Origin of the sequence: Bacillus sp. SG-1 (assembly GCF_000181495.1) — a bacterium.
In the GTDB taxonomy this organism is placed as follows: Bacteria; Bacillota; Bacilli; order Bacillales; family Bacillaceae_B; genus Rossellomorea.
The window spans coordinates 1-17,976 of the sequence record NZ_ABCF01000017.1 but is presented as its reverse complement, the minus strand read 5'-3'; the positions used below and the strand labels follow the sequence as shown (position 1 = coordinate 17,976).

The 17,976-nt window shown below is 42.6% G+C and carries 17 protein-coding genes; 1 reads left to right on the top strand and 16 read right to left on the bottom strand.

Annotated features, from left to right (window positions below):
* The first annotated feature begins 35 nt into the window (after positions 1-35).
* Positions 36-281 carry a DUF2627 domain-containing protein gene (locus BSG1_RS09940; protein WP_006836889.1) on the top strand — a complete coding sequence of 82 codons (246 nt, stop codon included), beginning with the start codon at positions 36-38 and terminating at the stop codon, positions 279-281.
* A 53-nt stretch (positions 282-334) separates the two neighbouring features.
* Here the strand turns inward: BSG1_RS09940 and BSG1_RS09935 are convergent, their stop codons facing one another.
* The 16 genes from BSG1_RS09935 to accB all read right to left on the bottom strand — a co-directional run.
* Positions 335-1,066, bottom strand: coding sequence for a glycerophosphodiester phosphodiesterase (locus BSG1_RS09935; protein ID WP_044022703.1), 732 nt, complete (start codon positions 1,064-1,066; stop codon positions 335-337).
* 172 nt (positions 1,067-1,238) lie between these two features.
* On the bottom strand, positions 1,239-2,021 hold the full coding sequence (spo0A, locus tag BSG1_RS09930) for a sporulation transcription factor Spo0A (RefSeq protein ID WP_006836887.1): 783 nt from the start codon (positions 2,019-2,021) through the stop codon (positions 1,239-1,241).
* 1,211 nt (positions 2,022-3,232) lie between these two features.
* A complete protein-coding gene (gene spoIVB, locus BSG1_RS09925; RefSeq protein ID WP_006836886.1) occupies positions 3,233-4,519 on the bottom strand; it encodes a SpoIVB peptidase in 1,287 nt (428 codons plus the stop codon).
* A gap of 266 nt (positions 4,520-4,785) precedes the next feature.
* The gene (gene recN, locus BSG1_RS09920) at positions 4,786-6,489 is read right to left on the bottom strand and encodes a DNA repair protein RecN (protein WP_006836884.1); all 1,704 of its coding nucleotides are present in this window, start codon (positions 6,487-6,489) and stop codon (positions 4,786-4,788) included.
* Positions 6,490-6,505: 16 nt separating this feature from the next.
* Positions 6,506-6,955 (bottom strand): transcriptional regulator AhrC/ArgR, encoded by a 450-nt coding sequence (ahrC, locus tag BSG1_RS09915; protein WP_044022708.1) that lies wholly within the window; start codon positions 6,953-6,955, stop codon positions 6,506-6,508.
* A 220-nt stretch (positions 6,956-7,175) separates the two neighbouring features.
* Entirely contained in the window at positions 7,176-8,003 is an 828-nt protein-coding gene (locus tag BSG1_RS09910; protein ID WP_006836882.1) for a TlyA family RNA methyltransferase, read from the bottom strand.
* Between the two features lie 2 nt (positions 8,004-8,005).
* Positions 8,006-9,898 carry a 1-deoxy-D-xylulose-5-phosphate synthase gene (gene dxs, locus BSG1_RS09905; protein ID WP_006836881.1) on the bottom strand — a complete coding sequence of 631 codons (1,893 nt, stop codon included), beginning with the start codon at positions 9,896-9,898 and terminating at the stop codon, positions 8,006-8,008.
* A gap of 21 nt (positions 9,899-9,919) precedes the next feature.
* A complete protein-coding gene (locus BSG1_RS09900; RefSeq protein ID WP_006836880.1) occupies positions 9,920-10,540 on the bottom strand; it encodes a hypothetical protein in 621 nt (206 codons plus the stop codon).
* A 718-nt stretch (positions 10,541-11,258) separates the two neighbouring features.
* The gene (locus BSG1_RS09895; RefSeq protein ID WP_006836879.1) at positions 11,259-12,146 is read right to left on the bottom strand and encodes a polyprenyl synthetase family protein; all 888 of its coding nucleotides are present in this window, start codon (positions 12,144-12,146) and stop codon (positions 11,259-11,261) included.
* Positions 12,143-12,379 (bottom strand): exodeoxyribonuclease VII small subunit, encoded by a 237-nt coding sequence (xseB, locus tag BSG1_RS09890; RefSeq protein WP_006836878.1) that lies wholly within the window; start codon positions 12,377-12,379, stop codon positions 12,143-12,145. Before xseB ends, BSG1_RS09895 begins: the two co-directional genes overlap by 4 nt.
* Entirely contained in the window at positions 12,379-13,728 is a 1,350-nt protein-coding gene (gene xseA / locus BSG1_RS09885; RefSeq protein WP_006836877.1) for an exodeoxyribonuclease VII large subunit, read from the bottom strand. Before xseA ends, xseB begins: the two co-directional genes overlap by 1 nt.
* Positions 13,729-14,041: 313 nt before the next feature.
* A complete protein-coding gene (folD, locus tag BSG1_RS09880) occupies positions 14,042-14,899 on the bottom strand; it encodes a bifunctional methylenetetrahydrofolate dehydrogenase/methenyltetrahydrofolate cyclohydrolase FolD (RefSeq protein WP_006836876.1) in 858 nt (285 codons plus the stop codon).
* Positions 14,900-14,910: 11 nt separating this feature from the next.
* On the bottom strand, positions 14,911-15,312 hold the full coding sequence (gene nusB, locus BSG1_RS09875) for a transcription antitermination factor NusB (protein ID WP_006836875.1): 402 nt from the start codon (positions 15,310-15,312) through the stop codon (positions 14,911-14,913).
* 460 nt (positions 15,313-15,772) lie between these two features.
* Positions 15,773-16,192 carry an Asp23/Gls24 family envelope stress response protein gene (locus BSG1_RS09870; RefSeq protein WP_006836874.1) on the bottom strand — a complete coding sequence of 140 codons (420 nt, stop codon included), beginning with the start codon at positions 16,190-16,192 and terminating at the stop codon, positions 15,773-15,775.
* Positions 16,193-16,252: 60 nt separating this feature from the next.
* Complete coding sequence (gene accC / locus BSG1_RS09865; protein ID WP_006836873.1) at positions 16,253-17,605, bottom strand: acetyl-CoA carboxylase biotin carboxylase subunit; 1,353 nt, start codon at positions 17,603-17,605, stop codon at positions 16,253-16,255.
* A gap of 12 nt (positions 17,606-17,617) precedes the next feature.
* A partial coding sequence (accB, locus tag BSG1_RS09860; RefSeq protein ID WP_006836872.1) for an acetyl-CoA carboxylase biotin carboxyl carrier protein occupies positions 17,618-17,976 on the bottom strand: 359 nt, incomplete at its 5' end.

Genomic DNA, 17,976 nt, shown 5'->3' with positions numbered 1-17,976 from the left:
TGACTCCAGTAACTTTGGTAGGGGAGAATATAAGTATGCAAAGACTGATTGCGTTAATCATCATGCTGATTCCTGGCGCACTCGCTGCTTTAGGGATAAAACTGATGAGAGATATGCTGTTCGGAATTCTGCAGCCGCCTTTTTCGGCACTCTGGCTGCAATTCATCATGGGACTATTATTTTTCTTAGGCGGCCTTGGCTTCATTGCCGGTTTTATCCTTCATCGGGATAGAAAGCGAAATAAAGTGCAGGAACGGTTTAAAAACAATAATTCCAAATAAAAAAATCTATCCTGTATGACAGGATAGATTTTTTGTTATGGCAAGCGATCGAATCAGGCTTCATCGTTTTTTTTTAACTTAACCGCTTTTTCAGGGTAATCAGTGATAATGGCTGTACAATTTATACTGAACAGCCTTTTCATAAGGTTTTCGCTGTTAATGGTATACGGCCTCACTGCCACTCCCGCTTTCATGGAGTCAATAATGAGCGCATCCGGGGCAACTTTAATATTGGGATGGATGGATTTAGCATGGATAGACTGAGCGTAAACCCATGGCATAAAGAGCCCATTTGAATATAATGGAGCAATCTCAACGTCCGGATTGAGGCTGTAGCAGTGAACAATGGAGTAATGATTAAATGATGAAATGATCGTCCTGTTCTCATACCCAAATTCCTCAATAAGGGCTATTACTTTTGCTTCCAGCTGAGGATATGGGATGATTCCATTTTTCAATTCAATATTACAAATCATCTCATTCTTCTTCATCCATTGGAACACTTCCCGCAAGGTGGGAATCCGTACTTTTTGTAAAAGCTTTTTATACTTATAACTGGCATCGAGTTTTTTAATTTCTTTGAGTGTTAAATCTTTGATAAATCCTTTTCCGTTTGTCGTCCTGTCCACAGTTTCATCATGAATGACCACAATTTCCCCATCTTTCGAGAGCTGGACATCGAGTTCCATTCCATCAGCCCCCGCACGTTCACCCTCTATAAAAGCTTCCATGGTGTTTTCGGGATGGGTTCCGGCCGAACCCCGGTGCGCAAAGATCAAGGTCAAAACAACCAACTCCATTCATCTCTGAGTCATTGATAGAATATCAACGGCTGAACCGTCTATACTTCCCTAACCTATAATACAAAAAATAAACCCGGTAAACCAAAAGATTTACCAGGCTCTGTATTATCATATCTGTATAAACAATATAAGGGCGTTATTACTCCTCACTCTTTCAGGAAGCTTTATGCTCTAGACGAAGCTTATCCGCGACCATAGCGATGAATTCGGAGTTTGTCGGTTTTGCTTTTGTCATACTTACTGTATATCCAAACAAGCTCGAAATTGAATCAATGTTTCCTCGGCTCCACGCAACTTCAATCGCATGACGGATGGCACGTTCAACCCTGCTTGCGGTTGTATTAAACTTCTTGGCTATGTCCGGATATAAAACCTTTGTAATGGACCCCAGCAGCTCGATATCTTTATAAACCATTGAGATTGCCTCTCTTAAATATAGATACCCTTTAATGTGGGCAGGTACCCCTATTTCATGAATGATACTTGTAATGCTCGCATCAAGATTCTTCGGTTTTGATTCTGCAGCAGATCGTGAATGTAAAGAGGATTTTTTGAATATCGGATTTGATTTTCCGCTCACTTGGCGAATATGGCTGACCAGATTTTCCATATCAAACGGTTTTAGTATGAAATATGAAGCCCCTAAATCGACGGCTTTCTTTGTAACATCTTCCTGTCCAAAAGCAGTCAACATAATCACATTCGGAATGACAGAACGTTCCCTGATACGTTCAAGGACAGCAAGGCCATCCAGGTGAGGCATGATGATGTCCAAAACGATGACATCCGGCTCAACCTCATCAAGAAGTTCTAGGCACTCCTGGCCGTTATGAGCGACACCTACGACCTCCATGTCATTTTGGGATGAAATATATTCCTCCAGTAACGAAACTAACTCACGATTATCATCAACTACACACACTTTAATTGAATTCACTACAGTTTTCCTCCTCAATCCGATATAATCCATATCCACTCTATTTTTTATTCTAAAGTAAATTTTCGACAAAGCAATAAGAAATCCTCTTATTTTTTGAAAAAAACTCAAAAATTAAATGTTTTCTTTGATTTCCTTTTATTTTCTCTTAATTTCGACCTGTTTCGATATGAGTATTATTGGTTTGTCGAAAAATCTTTATAATATTATTTTATCACAAAATAGATGCAATGGAGTTGTAACTTTTGTTGCGAAGGCTGCGAAATTTTTTTATCTTTTTAAACCTGGTTTTTGTTTGTAAACGACATTCCGAACGGGGTGGTGAAATATTTTGTTTGTTGGTTTACGTCTGGCCATTTTCCCTGCAGATGCGTGCCTTCAGAGACGCACGTTTGGCTTTCACCTTTTACCTTCGTTATCAAACCCAGCGAAAGTGTAATTTGAATCTCATTTCATTTGTCTGATTACATCCTAATCGGACCAACACCCCCTTAAATATTGAGTCTCATTGGGCTGATTACAACCTAAACTGCCCAACATCCTCTAAAATAGGGAATCTCATTGGACTGATTACAACCTAAACAGACCAACATCTCCTAAAATGTTAAATCTCATTGGGCTGATTACAACCTAAACAGACCAACACCCCCTAGAATATTGAATCTCATTGGGCCGATTACAACCTAAACGACCCAACAGCCCCTTAAATATTGGATCTCAGTGGGTCGAAAACATCCTAAACAGACCAACATCTCCTTGAATATCAAGTCCTAGTGGGTCGAAAACATCCTAATCAGACCAACATCTCCTTGAATATTAAGTCTCAGTGGGTTAAAACATCCTAATCAGACCAACATCTCCTTGAATATTGAATCTCATCGGGCCGATAACTTTCTAATCAGACCAACATTCACTAGAATATTGAATCTCAGTGGTCTGATCACTACCTAAACAGACCAACATCCCCTTGAATATTGAGTCTCATTGGCCTGAAAACATCCTAATCAGACCAACATCCCCTTGAATATTGAGTCTCATTGGCCTGAAAACATCCTAATTAGACCAACATAACACCATATAAAATATTGAGTCTCATTGGGCCGAAAATATTCAAAATAGGTTGTTCTCTCAGTAAAACACTTACCACGCTGTCTTTATTTTGGCAATTCTCAAACCCTAACGAGAAAAAAACAGACGGTATCAACCGCCTGTCAGCTCGCTTTTTCTCGTTCTTCTTCGTATATGTCTATACCTGCTTCGTTCAGCATCCATTCAATATGGACCCCGTAACCGGACGTTGGGTCATTAACAAAAACGTGTGTCACTGCTCCAATAAGCTTTCCGTCCTGGATGATAGGACTTCCGCTCATCCCCTGGACAATCCCGCCCGTTTTGTCTAATAAGTCAGGATCTGTAACTTTAATGACCATCCCTTTAGTGGCAGGGAATTTTTGCGGGATCGTGCTGACGATTTCAATGTCATACAATTCCACTTCTTCTCCATCCACCACCGTCAAAATTTGTGCGGGCCCCTCTTTGACTTGGTGGGACAATGCGATCGGCAGTGCTTTGTCAAGCATGCCATTTTTAATGTCCCTGTTTAATTTCCCAAAAATACCAAACGGACTATTACGGGTTATGTCTCCTATGACATCCCTTTCACCGGTAAATCGCGCGAGTTTCTCACCAGGTTTACCGTTGCTGCCCTTTTCAATCGACGTAACCGTACTGTGCACAATTTCACCATCTTCAACTACTATCGGTTTCTTCGTATCCATATCTGAAATCACATGACCAAGAGCACCATACTTTTTTGATTTAGGTTCATAAAAAGTCATCGTACCTATTCCTGCTGCTGCATCACGGATATATAATCCAAGTTTATAGGAGTTTTCGTTACTGTCTTTCATCGGCTGCAGCTCGGTTTTAATCTTTTCGTCATCCCTTCGTAAGACAACCTTCAGAGCTTCCTTGCTCTCGCCGGCCTCTTGAACAAAAGGTGCCACGTCTGCCAGCTTTTCAATTTTCTTCCCGTTAATTTCTGTAATCATGTCTCCGACTTGTATTCCCGCCTTCTCACCAGGGGATACATCGCCGCCATCTGTTTGTACCAGGTGATGTCCTACAACCAGTACACCAAGGGTATTCAACTTCACTCCAATGGACTGCCCTCCTGGAATGACCTTGAAGTCTTTGATGACTTCCACATCAACTTTCTTTATTGGCACTCCCGCAATTTCAAGTAGTACCTCTTCTTTACCGACATTGTCACCTTGAATTGTTAAAGAATCTTTGGAATTGCTTAATGCCACTTTTGAAGAGGCTGCAGGCATAGCCGATACAGGCGCTGCCTTGGGAAGCGTAACTTCTTCACCCTGCATCATGACTATTTTATTTGGTAAATGGATATATTGTTGAACAGGTTTCAAAAAACCTATGAAGCAAAGTGAAACAAGGAGAATTCCACCAATCAATTTCCTGAATAAATCTGAATTCATTTTTTCACTCTCCTCGCTTCTAATCCACACACACTTTCTTCTTGGCTACAGTTTTAATTTTGCCTTCAAACAGGACATTTATAACCAGCGCTCAAGAAAAAAAGCTACCCATTTTGGATAGCTGTGGGAATGCTGTAAAAGGTGAATAGTTTTGCTTTTATCACATATAATAGGCTTAAATTTACACAGTTTGTCCAAAATTATACATTTAATCTTCAGGTGAAAGAATAAAAAAAGCCCCGTAACCCTAAGGGTCAGGAGCCATTTCATTTATTTTTTATGGAATCTGCAAGGCCCAGCAATTCTTTAGCATGCTCCCTTGTCAGCTCCGTAAACTCTACACCCGAGATCATTCTGCCGATTTCGCGTATTTTTTCTTCTTGCTTCAAGGCTGTTACGGATGTACTAGTCCGTCCGCCCAATGATTTTTTGGCAATATAAAGATGAGAGTCAGCCATTGCTGCAACCTGCGGGAGATGGGAAATACACATCACCTGTGAATTTATTGAAACTTGATAAATCTTCTCCGCAATTGCCTGAGCAACTCTCCCGCTGACACCGGTATCCACCTCATCAAATATGATGGAGGTGATGCCCTGGTGTTTGGAGAAGATTGTCTTTAACGCCAGCATTACCCTGGAAAGTTCCCCGCCGGAAGCGACTTTTGAAAGAGGCTTCAGTGGTTCGCCCGGGTTTGTTGAGATATAAAATTCAATCTGATCCGCTCCATCTTTTCTATATTTGAACGAATTGGTCTTTGAAGGTTCTTGTACAAAACGGACTTCAAATGTCGTTTTGTCCATATAGAGTTCCTTTAATTGTTCATGTATTCGAGCCGTCAGCTTTTTCGCCGCTTTTTTCCGGATGACTGATAGCTGTTCCGCCTCTAGGTACAAGTCTTTTTCCAAAGATTTCAGCTTCTTCTCCAGCTCGTGTATAAGGGCATCCTTATTTGTGACTGTTTCCAGTTCCTCTTCAATTTTCACACTGTACTCCAAAACCTCTTCAATGGAAGATCCATATTTCCTTTTTAGTGTATTGATTTCGTTCAGGCGGCTTTCTATGGTGTTAAGCCTGTCCGGTTCAAATTCCAACTCATCCAATTCCGATCGCACAGCACCTGCAGCCTCTTCAAGCAAATAAAAACTATTAGAGATGGTCTCCAGAAGGCTGTCATATTTGGAATCCACTCCGGCGGCTCCTTCAATGTGACTCATAGCCAGGCCGGCCCAATCAAGCCCACGACCTTCGCCCTGAATGCTGTTGTAACAATTTTGCAGCGAGTCGAACAGCTTTTCAAAGTTCATCAGCTTATTTTTCTCTTCCAAAAGTGCCTCATCTTCTCCAGGCTGGAGAGCTGCTTTTTCTATTTCAGAGAGCTGGAATTGAATGAGGTCCAGCCTATGAGCCATTTCCTGCTCATTTTCATTATATTTTTTTAGTCTGCTTTGCACTGTCTCAAATTCCTTGAAAACCTCTTTATAATTTTGCATGGAGGACTTCAACTCATTAGAAGCAAACTGATCCAGTAAAGTGAGATGCAGCGATTCATTCATCAGCTCCTGATGTTCATGCTGACCATGAATATCTATAAGAGTTGAGCCAACTTCCCTTAGTACTGCAATGGTTACAAGTTTGCCATTAATACGGCATACGCTTTTCCCCTGACTGGATATGTCCCTTCTCAGGACAATCATTCCTTCTTCTATTTCAATTCCAAATTCAGCGGCTTTTTTATAGCAGGGATGTGTTTCTTTTTCCAATGTAAATAGCCCTTCTATTTCAGCCTTCTTTTCACCATGCCTGACAAATTCGGAAGAGCCCCTCCCCCCTACAAGCAGATGGACGGCATCGATGATGATGGATTTACCGGCGCCCGTTTCACCTGTAAGGACGGTCAGCCCCTCCTCAATAGAGACGGTCAGTTCGTCGATGATTGCGAAATTTTTTATTGAAAGTTCCTGTAACAATACTATTTCACCTCAATCAAAGCATATCAAGAAATTGCTGAGATATTTTCTCTGTATCCTCTTCGGTCTTGCAAATGATCAAGCAAGTGTCATCACCGCAAATGGTGCCGAGTATCTCTTCCCAATCAAGATTATCAATTAGGGCACCGATGGCATTGGCATTACCTGGCAGCGTTTTCATCACCAGCATATGTCCTGCCGAGTCAATTTTTACGAACGCATCAGTCAGTGTCCTTTTCAATTTCTGCAGCGGATTGAACCTCTGGTCTGCCGGCAGACTGTATTTATAACGGCCGTCCATCAATGGGACCTTTACCAGGTGAAGTTCTTTAATATCACGTGATACGGTGGCTTGCGTTACATTGAAGTTTGCGTTCTTCAGTCGATCTACAAGCTCATCCTGTGTTTCAATATCATGATTTGAAATCAGTTCCCTGATTTTTATTAACCTTTGCCCTTTATTCATCATAACTCCCACACCTCTTACTCGTTAACTGCTGTATATTTATACTTCTACATTCATGTTAGCTTATTTATATTATTATCACAATAAAAAACCATGTTGTGTATCTCTGTCTTCCTTTTACGAGGGTTGGGTAAACATTTTTTCACCCCGCATACGAGGAGAAAGACTACCTATTTATCATTTAACAAAAGAAAAAGAATAAACGAGGAGTTTATTCTTTCTACTTCGACTTAAATTCATTTTGAGCTTCGTCCACTACCGATTGGATGGTGTATCTGAGGTGGTTTTCTCCAGCCTCTTTCTCTCCATGCCACGATAAATGAATAAGGAATTCGATATTTCCTTCTCCGCCTGTTATCGGGGAGAAGGAAATATCCCTGATATCGTAACCTTCCTTTAGAGCAAGGTTCGCGATCTTTTCAATGACGGCATGGTGAATGGCAGGGTCCCTGACAATCCCTTTTTTACCTACCTGATCTTTTCCTGCCTCAAATTGCGGTTTGATCAGCGCTATGACATCACTGTCACGAACGAGCAGCGTTTTCAGGACCGGTAAAATGAGGGAGAGGGAAATGAAAGAAACGTCCATTGTCGCAAAATTGGGCATATCAGACACCAGATCTTCAGGTTTTACATACCGAAAGTTGGTCCTTTCCATAACGACAACTCTTTCATCCTGTCTCAGTTTCCAGGCAAGCTGGTTGTAACCGACATCGAGTGCGTATGAAAGTTTCGCACCGTTTTGCAGTGCACAATCGGTAAATCCTCCTGTTGAGGAACCGATATCAATCATTACTTTTCCATCTACACTTAAATCAAACTTTTCCAGTGCTTTTTCAAGCTTTAATCCGCCCCTGCTGACATAAGGAAGAACATTTCCTTTGATAGTAAGGGGGATGTCTTCATTCACTTTCTCCCCTGGTTTATCGAGCCTGGATTCCTTACTGTAAACCAGTCCCGCCATTACAGCCCGCTTTGCTTTTTCTCTTGTTTCAGCTAATCCTCGTTCTACAAGGAGTACGTCTAATCGTTGTTTTTTTACTTTCATCTTCAAGCCCTTTTTTGTTTTTTTGGTATCATCGTTTGAATCCGGTCAACAACATTTTCCGTTGTCATCCCAATCTCTTTCAACAGCTCTTTGACACTACCGTGTTCAATAAATTTATCGGGAATTCCAATACGTTCTATAGTTACTTCATTAAAGCCATGCTCGTGGGCAAATTCAAGTACTGCACTTCCAAATCCGCCTTGAAGAACGGCCTCTTCTATTGTTAGGATAGGCATATTATCCCGCATTATGCCGGAAAGCATTTTTTCATCGAGAGGCTTGATGAAACGAGCATTTACGACCTTGACAGAAACCCCTTGCTTCTCAAGTTGTTCTGCAGCTTCCAGGGCCATTGGAATGGTAGTGCCAAAGGTTAAGATCGCAGTGTCCCTTCCTTCTTTCAATACTTCCCATTCACCAATTGGTATCGTCTTCAGTTCCTTATCCATCTTGACACCTAAACCGTTGCCTCGAGGGAACCTGAGGGCAATTGGTCCATCGTCATATTTGATGGCGGTGTTGACTAGATGCTGCCCTTCGTTTTCATCTTTCGGCATCATGAGAACGACGTTTGGCAGATGGCGCATGAAGGCAATATCGAAGACTCCCTGATGGGTTTCTCCATCAGCACCTACAAGCCCCGCTCTGTCAATTCCGATGAAGACGTTCAGATTCTGTCGGCAGATGTCATGCAGCACTTGATCATACGCCCTTTGAAGGAAGGTGGAATAGATGGCAAGGAAAGGTTTCATGCCCTGTGTGGCAAGCCCTGCCGAAACAGTAGCAGCATGCTGTTCTGCAATCCCCACGTCAAACATCCGGTCAGGGAACTCGCTTGCGAACCCTTCCAACTTTGATCCTACCGGCATGGCAGGAGTAATTGCCACAATCCTTTCATCTTCCCTGGCAAGCTTCCGCACTGTCTCACTGACCAAACCACTCCAGGAAGGGGGGGCGTTGACAGGCTTGATTAAATCCCCTGAATCCATTTTATATGGGCCCGTTCCATGCCAGGTCCCCTTTTTGTCAGATTCAGCAGGATGAAAGCCTTTCCCTTTTTTCGTGATAACGTGCAAAATGACAGGGCCTTCAGTCTTTTTGGCATACTGGATATTTTCAAGCAGATCATTATAGTCATGGCCGTCAATCGGACCAAGATAAGTGAAGCCCATTTCCTCAAAGAACATGCCGGATACAAACAAATACTTAAGACTGTCTTTTACTCTCTCTGCAGTCACAGCCAGCTTGCCGCCGACAGCCGGTATTTTTTTTAGAATATATTCCAATTCATCTTTGACCCAATGATATTTCCCGGCAGTCCTCAAACGGCCCAGCACATTATGCAGGGCTCCCACATTCGGGGCTATAGACATTTCATTGTCATTCAGGACGACAATCATATCTTTCTGTTCATGGCCAATATGGTTCAACGCTTCAAGGGCCATTCCTCCAGTCAAAGCGCCGTCTCCGATAACCGGAACAATAAAGGAGTCTTCTTTTTTCACATCTCTAGCAATAGCCATACCCATTGCCGCAGATAAGGAGGTCGAGCTGTGCCCCGTTTCCCAAACGTCATGCTCGCTTTCCACCATTTTCGGGAAGCCGCATAAGCCTTTGTACTGTCGAAGTGTACCAAACTGGCCTGCGCGTCCTGTCAGGATCTTGTGAACATATGATTGATGGCCGACATCCCAGATGATTTTGTCTTTAGGACTGTCAAAACATTTATGAAGGGCGATTGTAAGCTCCACAACTCCCAGGTTGGGGCCGATATGTCCACCTGTTTTTGATAAGGTTTCTATTAAAAATTTTCTAATATCTTCGCTCAAAGATTCAAGTTCTTGCTGTGATAACGACTTTAGAAAGGAAGGGTCTTTAATTGATAACAGATCCATCCAGGTCACCAACTTTCATAACTAAATGTTTTGTTTCAGTTTTACACGTTTTTTTCGCTTTTTATCTTTTTTATCTTTAATGATGGTAATGTGAAATTTATCCTCCACAAATTGTAACACTTTTCCCACCTGAAAGATAATATCCTTCGAATGCTGGATTGCCAATGTCTTTCCGAGCGCTTTACCTCCAACCGTCAATGCCGCAATGAGACTCGTTAAGAGTACATTTACTGCATACTCAACAGGAGAGCCGTTATTGATCTGAAGGTCAAGTGTCAGCCCGATAAGTACAATGGCTGTGGCAGTACCACTTATAATACCGGATATATCTCCGATTACGTCATTACAAAAGCTGGCAAAACGGTCCGCATTCCGAACGATCCGGATGGATTGCCTTGCACCATAGACCTTCTTGGCTGCCATCGCATGGAAAGGGGTTTCATCCGCTGCCGTGGCTGCTATTCCAAGCATATCAAAAAAAATACCTATCAAAACAATGATAAGCACTACTATCAGGCCGATCACCCAGGTAACTTCGTTCAATATCAAATTAGAAAAGATTGAAAAAAGAGCCGCTAACACAAACGTGATAACGGCAATGCTAATACTCCATTTTATTGAGTTTTTCATTACGTCCTTCATTAGGCAGTTACACACACCGTTTCTCTATTAAGAATCTATGTAGTAAGTTATTTATTCATTCAAATATGTAAAGGGATGGTCATACATTGAGTAAAAATTGCAGCTTAGGTCCAGTAGGTTTTCCCAATCAGGTACCGGATGTCGCCATACCGGCGGTTTCCCTTTAAACCCGACTTAACTGTGTCACCAGCAGTTAGACTGGATTACCACTTAGTCCGCACTATAATCCTCAATATATGTCACAAATGGGAACAGTCTAGGAGTTTTCCTCAGCAACCTTTAACCATGTTCTTAGCCTCTTTTGCAAAGTGGATTTCATATGGGCGAAAAAGCACATATCAATGGCCAACTGATGTGTACCTTGTAACCATAATCCCCTCACACTTCACTCAAGGCAGGCTACGCTGCTAGCGGTTGTCACCGCATCGCAGGTCTATACTCCGTTCTGTTGCTCATGCAACTTGCCGGCCCAGAACGGAACCTCCGCGGTGCAAGGGTCAACGCCCACATGCCATTGTGGATCGCCCTTGTACCTTACTCCCAGCTTCGACCCAAGGCTGGGCGCCTCAAGCCGAAACAAGGAACTTCATCGATGTGCCCTTTAGTGGATTTTTAGGCCCACCTTCAGAACTGGTAGATTGACTAGAATACTGCACCATCCCTATTAAGTTGTAGAAACATTATATCACGAATTCACCATTTTCTCAAACAGGGCAAATCAATGATCTCTGGAAGCGATCATATCGGCAATTTCTACAAGCAGCCCGTTATCGAGGTCAGATGCAGCAAGCGCTGACTTGCCTTTTTGTAAATGGTTTCGCAGTTTTTCCTTCGCCCCCTCAAGAGTCAAAAGTGCAGGGTAAGTACTTTTAAATTTGTTTTCATCGCTGCCCACAGGTTTACCGATTTTTTCCTCACTGCCTTCTACATCAAGGATATCGTCTTGAATTTGAAATGCCAAACCGATATGGAACGCGTACTCCTCCAATAGACTTATTTGCTCTTCCGTGGAATCTGCCAGGATGGCAGCGGCCATCACACTGAAAGCAAGAAGCCGGCCGGTTTTGTTCTTATGGATGTACTCCAGCTCTTCTACAGACAGGGATTGGCTTTCACCTTCCATATCCGCAGCCTGTCCGCCCACCATCCCTTCAGGACCCGCCGATTTTGCCAGCAGGGAAACAAGTCTTATGAGTTTCTCTGCAGAAACATCCGGCGTGCCTGCAAGAACTTCAAAACTGTATGTCAGCAGCCCATCACCAGCAAGGATAGCCGTTGCTTCTCCAAAAACCTTATGATTTGTTGGTTTTCCCCTTCTTAAATCATCGTTGTCCATACTCGGAAGGTCATCATGGATGAGGGAATATGTATGTATCATTTCAAGAGCTGCCGCTGACTCAAGTCCTATCTTGGGATCTTTCCCCAAAGTATGCAGAGTGGCAAAAAGGAGAAGGGGACGAATTCTTTTCCCGCCCGCTTTCAAAGAATAAGCCATAGCTTCTTTCACTTTTTCCGGAGCATCCAAGTCTAGCAGCAGCTCATTCAGCTTTTCTTCTAAAAGATCTTTGTATTGAGCTGTAAAGTTTTCTAATGTAACAGGAATCACGAATTCTCCCCCTCTGATAAAGAGAATTCTTTTTCACCTTCATCCGTCATCAATTTTGTCATTTGTTTTTCTGCATGTTTCAGCGTGTCATGGCAGTATTTGGACAATTCCACTCCCTTTTGGTATTGCTGAAGCGCTTCTTCAAGAGGAACTTCTCCTTCTTCAAGTCGCTGGACAATCATCTCAAGTCTTTCCATTGCTTCTTCAAACGACATTTTTTTCTCTTCCGCCATTAACTTTCACTCTCCTCTATAGAATCTATGCGGCAATGCAGCTTACCATCTTGAAGGTGTACCGTTACCTTTTCTCCTTCTTTCACAACTTCCTTTGTTTTGACAAGTTTTTCATCTTGGGAATATACCAGGCTGTACCCCCTGTCCATTACCTTCAAAGGGCTCAATGCTTCCAATGTAGAAATCGTCTTGCTGAAATCACTCTGTTTCTGTTTAAGTATATTTAAAAACTGCACTTGTAGATGTTTTTCCATACGAAGATACTCTTCATTTTTCTGTTCCCATAACCTGCCCGGATGGACTCTCCTCAAACTTGAATTCAAGTGCGCCAACTTATCTCTTTGGGTTTGCATTCTCAAATGCTGCGTTCTATTCAGCTTTTCTGTCAGACGATCGACCGCTTCAATCTTCTGCTCATATAATCGGCGGGGATTCCTGAACACGATAGAGCTGCTCACGCTTTTCAATCTTGACTTCTCGGTATTCAATCTCGCTTTCATTCCCCTTATGAGCATGACTTTCCGGCTTAGTACCCTTTCCAAAAGATCATCTATGTGAGGCACCGCAAGCTCGGCTGCTGCCGTTGGGGTGGGAGCTCTCATATCCGCTGCGAAATCAGCAATTGTAAAGTCAGTTTCATGCCCGACAGCAGATATTACCGGAATCGAAGACTCAGATATCGCAAGAGCCACTCGTTCTTCATTAAAGGCCCACAATTCCTCTATTGAACCTCCGCCCCTTCCGACAATCAGAACATCGATTCCCTTATTATCATTCGCTTTCTTTATGCAATCAGCAACAGACTTAGAGGCCCTTTCTCCCTGGACCAAAGCTGGATAAACTAATATTTCTGCAATTGGATACCTGCGCTCAATGGTCGTAATGATATCCCTTACAGCCGCACCAGTTGGAGAGGTAATCACCCCAATTTTCCGCGGGAATTTTGGCAGTGGTCTCTTCCTTCCATCATTAAAAAGACCCTGCTTTTCCAGCTTTTCCTTTAGCTGCTGATAAGCCAGGAACAAATCCCCTATCCCATCCGGCTGCATTTCTTTTACATAAATCTGATATTGTCCACCGGCTTCATAGACAGAAATATCCCCTCTGACTAGAACCTTCATGCCATTTTCAGGATTAAATTTCATTGAGGCATTGGCAGAGGAAAACATGACAGCCAGTATCCTTGCTTTCTCGTCCTTAAGGGTAAAATACATATGTCCGCTTGAATGCCGTTTGAAGTTCGATATCTCACCTTTCAGATATATTCCTGATAGGTGGGGGTCTTTGTCAAACTTCCTTTTTATATATTTGGTCAATGCCTGAATTGTCAGGTATTGAGGCGTTTCCATCACAGGTTTCCCCCTCTCACCAGATACAGTTTACACTTAGCGCCTGTCAAAAAAAGTTTTCACCTTTAATCATTGCCGTACCTTAAAAGGCGTTACAGTTGTATCGCCTTTTCTTTACGTCGATTTCAAATCCCAGTCAGGGACTCAAAAAGCACAAAGTATTCTTATGTAATCAGGTCATTTCTGTAAAATTATCGAATATGTATGATCTCTGTTAACAAAAAGCTGCTTCCTTTGTCTGGAATGCAGCCTTTTGGGATCACTATTATTTTAACAAAAAAACGATCAGGATGTATCAGAAATACCTCACGGCTTAAAGATTGTTGAATGTTCTTCGGGCAGCCTTGACGGTGTTATACATAAGCATGGTTATCGTCATCGGTCCCACACCTCCAGGCACCGGGGTAATATAACCCGCTGTATTCCTGGCGCTTTCAAAATCAATATCCCCGCAAAGTTTTCCTTCTTCATCTCTGTTCATCCCCACATCAATGACAACAGCTCCAGGCTTAATATCATTTCCATTAATGAATTTTGCCCGTCCGGCAGCAGAGATCAAAATATCAGCATTCCGGGTGTAATCGGAAAGGTTTTCGGTTTTTGAATGGCAGTACGTCACGGTGGCATTTTCCCTAAGCAATAGCTGTCCTGCCGGTTTCCCGACAATATTGCTTCTTCCCACTACGACCGCATGCTTCCCTGCTGGATTAATATCTTCGTATTGAAGCATTTTCATGATACCGTATGGTGTACAAGGGAGGAATGAATCTTCCCCTATCATCATTCTGCCGATATTCACCGGATGGAAACCGTCCACATCTTTATCCGGTGATATTCGTTCAATCACTTTTGCTGTCTCTATTCCTTCTGGAAGAGGCAGCTGGACCAGGATGCCATGAATTGATGAATCATTGTTTAGTTGCTCTATTTTTTCCAACAACTCATTTTCACTAACTTTGTTGTTGTATTCGACTAACACTGAATGGATGCCCATTTCTTCACAGGTTTTCCGCTTCATTTTCACATATGTTTTAGACGCAGGGTTTTCCCCTACAAGAACGACAGCCAATCCGGGAACCTGGCCCTCTTTTTTTAATTGTTTCACTTCTTCTGTGATGGAATCTCTAAAATACTTTGCAATCTGCTTTCCATCGATTAATTTTGCGGGCATATTACTCCCCCTTACTCACCCTGTGCTTCAATACCGGCGTTCACTTTTGAAAGCACACCATTGATGAATTTGCCTGACTGGTCATCTCCATATGTCTTGGCAATTTCAATTGCTTCATTGATGACGACTTTGCTGGGAACATCATCAGCTTCCAACAATTCATAAACCGCCACACGCAATATATTTCTATCAACTTTCGCCAGCCTGTCAAAAGACCATTTTTCCAGGTTCTCCTTAATCAGACCGTCAATCTTTTCTTTATTCTCTGTCGCACCATTTACAAGGTTTTCAAGATACTCATCTGAAGGTGTATCTTCATATACATTTGTTAATGCCTCATCGGCAGTCATTCCGGACATATCCATCTGAAATAATGCTTGTAAAGCTTTTTCACGCGCTGTACGTCTTTTCATTTTGCTTTGTACTCCTTTTAATCTAATCAGATTTCATCATATCAATGATAATAGCATAACTAAGCCGGTGAAAGCACGCAAACATCAATTAATCCTATATTCTGAATATTAAAAAGCCGCAATCCCCCGCTTAAAGCATACAGATTGAAGGGCTCTCTCATGATATAAAGGAACAGCGAAGAGCAGTATTGATTTGATGATGACTTTTCCAACGGAGACAGCGGGATGTTCTCCCCATGACTCAGCTTGACCGCCGTAACCAACCGGCACTAAGAAGATCGGCTTTCAATAAATATTTCACATGCTATAAAATAAACTACCCACCACCTGCACAAAACGCTATGTTTAAAAGTATCACAAGTGATACTTTCTTAAACATGTTTGCAAAGAAACATTCTGTAATTGCAATACAAAAAAACCAAAGGCTTTAACCTTTGGTTTTTTCAAGAAGAACATGAACTTATTCTTCTTCCAGTTCCTGCTCGGTTTTTTGGTTCTCGAACTGCACTCCAACAACATGGATGTTCACTTCGTCCGCTTCCAAAGCTGTCATATTAAGCAGCGCCTGCCTGATGTTATCTTGAATTTTTTGAGCAGTACTTGGAATGGATACACCGAATTGCATGATACAATAGACATCAACTTGAATGCCTTCCTCTGCAAGTTCGACTTTGACTCCCTTACCGTGATTCTTCTTGCCCAGCCTCTCAACTACACCACTGGCAAAATTACCGCGCATTTGAGCAACGCCCTCGACTTCTGACGCAGCAATCCCTGCAATCACTTCAATTACTTCGGGTGCTATTTCAATTTTACCTAAACCGTCTTTACCATGTGACATTTGCAATAGGCCTTGGTTTTGGTTTTGATTTTCAGCCATGAATGTACACCTCCACTGTTTTCGCCTGAATACTTATAATTTATTATAGCATAGCTTTGATTAAGACTTCATTACCTCATGTATTTCCAAGAACTTCGTATTAAATTCACCGCTGACAAATGTTTCGTGCTCGAGCACTTTCAAATGGAACGGAATGGTTGTATGAACGCCTTCAATTACGAATTCGCTTAGTGCACGTTTCATCCTGGCGATCGCTTCTTCCCTTGTCGCTCCATAGGTGATCAGTTTGGCAATCATGGAATCATAATATGGAGGAATCGTATATCCCGGATACGCAGCAGAGTCGACCCTTACTCCAAGTCCGCCCGGAGGAAGATACAGATCAATCTTCCCTGCGGAAGGCATGAAATTCTTCTCCGGGTTCTCCGCGTTGATACGGCATTCGATTGACCATCCGTTGAATTCGATCTCTTCTTGTTTCAATGACAGCTGCTCTCCGGATGCGACCTTAATCTGTTCCTTGATAAGATCGACACCAGTCACCTGTTCCGTAACAGGATGTTCAACCTGGATACGGGTGTTCATTTCCATGAAATAAAATTTATTATTCACATGGTCAAAAATGAACTCGACTGTACCTGCGCCGGAATAGTCAACTGCCTGGGCAGCCTTTACTGCAGCCTGCCCCATCTGCTCTCTTGTTTCGCCATCAAGAGCAGGTGAAGGAGTTTCTTCAATCAACTTCTGCAGACGTCTTTGGATTGTACAATCCCTTTCACCTAAGTGAATAACATTTCCGAAGTTATCTCCAAGCACCTGGATTTCAACGTGTCTGAAATCCTCGATGAATTTTTCGATATAAACACCCGGGTTGCCGAAAGCCGTCGCGGCTTCCTGCTGGGTGATATTAACGCCTTTAATAAGCTCTTGTTCTGTCTTGGCAACACGAATCCCTTTTCCACCGCCGCCAGCTGTAGCTTTAATGATTACAGGGTATCCGATTTTCTCAGCCAATGAAACCGCTTCCTCTGCATCCTTCACGATTCCCTGTGAACCAGGAACGATCGGTACTCCCGCTTTCCTCATTGTCTCTCTCGCTACATCCTTTGTACCCATCTTAGAGATAGCTTCTGGAGACGGGCCGACAAATGTGATGTTGCATTCACGGCATAGCTCTGCAAAATCTGCATTCTCAGCCAGGAATCCATAACCGGGATGGATGGCGTCACAGTCAGTCAACTTAGCCACACTGATAATATTAGTGAAATTCAAATAACTGTCTTTACTTGCTGTAGGACCGATGCAATAAGCCTCATCAGCCAGTTGTACATGAAGTGCTTCCCTGTCTGCTTCGGAATAAACAGCAACACTTTCTATTCCCATTTCACGACAAGCACGGATCACACGTACAGCTATTTCTCCTCTATTTGCGATTAACAGCTTCTTTATCATAATGATCGCTCCTTATTCAGGCTTAACCAGGAATAGCGGCTGACCGTATTCAACCAATTGTCCGTCTTTCACTAAAATTTCTACAATTTCACCTTTAACTTCTGCTTCAATTTCGTTGAAAAGCTTCATAGCTTCTACGATACATACGACAGAATCCTCACTTACTTTGCTTCCTGTTTTCACATACGCATCCTTATCCGGCGATGGGGACTGATAGAATGTACCAACCATCGGGGATACAATCTTATGAAGGTTTTCATCCGCTGCTGGAGCAGGTGCTTCAGCTTGAGCAGGAGCCTCTGGTGCTTTAGATGTTTGAGCAGGAGCCTGGGCGGCTGGTTTTGAAACTGCTTCTTCTGTTTTATGTACTT

What these genes read in the sequence shown, in the direction of transcription:
- BSG1_RS09940 (WP_006836889.1), top strand. Translation starts at nt 36, where the DNA reads ATGCAAAGACTGATTGCGTTAATCATCATGCTGATTCCTGGCGCACTC.
- spoIVB (WP_006836886.1), bottom strand. Translation starts at nt 4,519, where the DNA reads ATGAATTCAGATTTATTCAGGAAATTGATTGGTGGAATTCTCCTTGTT.
- ahrC (WP_044022708.1), bottom strand. Translation starts at nt 6,955, where the DNA reads ATGAATAAAGGGCAAAGGTTAATAAAAATCAGGGAACTGATTTCAAAT.
- BSG1_RS09910 (WP_006836882.1), bottom strand. Translation starts at nt 8,003, where the DNA reads ATGAAAGTAAAAAAACAACGATTAGACGTACTCCTTGTAGAACGAGGA.
- dxs (WP_006836881.1), bottom strand. Translation starts at nt 9,898, where the DNA reads ATGGATCTGTTATCAATTAAAGACCCTTCCTTTCTAAAGTCGTTATCA.
- BSG1_RS09900 (WP_006836880.1), bottom strand. Translation starts at nt 10,540, where the DNA reads ATGAAGGACGTAATGAAAAACTCAATAAAATGGAGTATTAGCATTGCC.
- xseB (WP_006836878.1), bottom strand. Translation starts at nt 12,379, where the DNA reads ATGGCGGAAGAGAAAAAAATGTCGTTTGAAGAAGCAATGGAAAGACTT.
- xseA (WP_006836877.1), bottom strand. Translation starts at nt 13,728, where the DNA reads ATGGAAACGCCTCAATACCTGACAATTCAGGCATTGACCAAATATATA.
- folD (WP_006836876.1), bottom strand. Translation starts at nt 14,899, where the DNA reads ATGCCCGCAAAATTAATCGATGGAAAGCAGATTGCAAAGTATTTTAGA.
- nusB (WP_006836875.1), bottom strand. Translation starts at nt 15,312, where the DNA reads ATGAAAAGACGTACAGCGCGTGAAAAAGCTTTACAAGCATTATTTCAG.
- BSG1_RS09870 (WP_006836874.1), bottom strand. Translation starts at nt 16,192, where the DNA reads ATGGCTGAAAATCAAAACCAAAACCAAGGCCTATTGCAAATGTCACAT.
- accC (WP_006836873.1), bottom strand. Translation starts at nt 17,605, where the DNA reads ATGATAAAGAAGCTGTTAATCGCAAATAGAGGAGAAATAGCTGTACGT.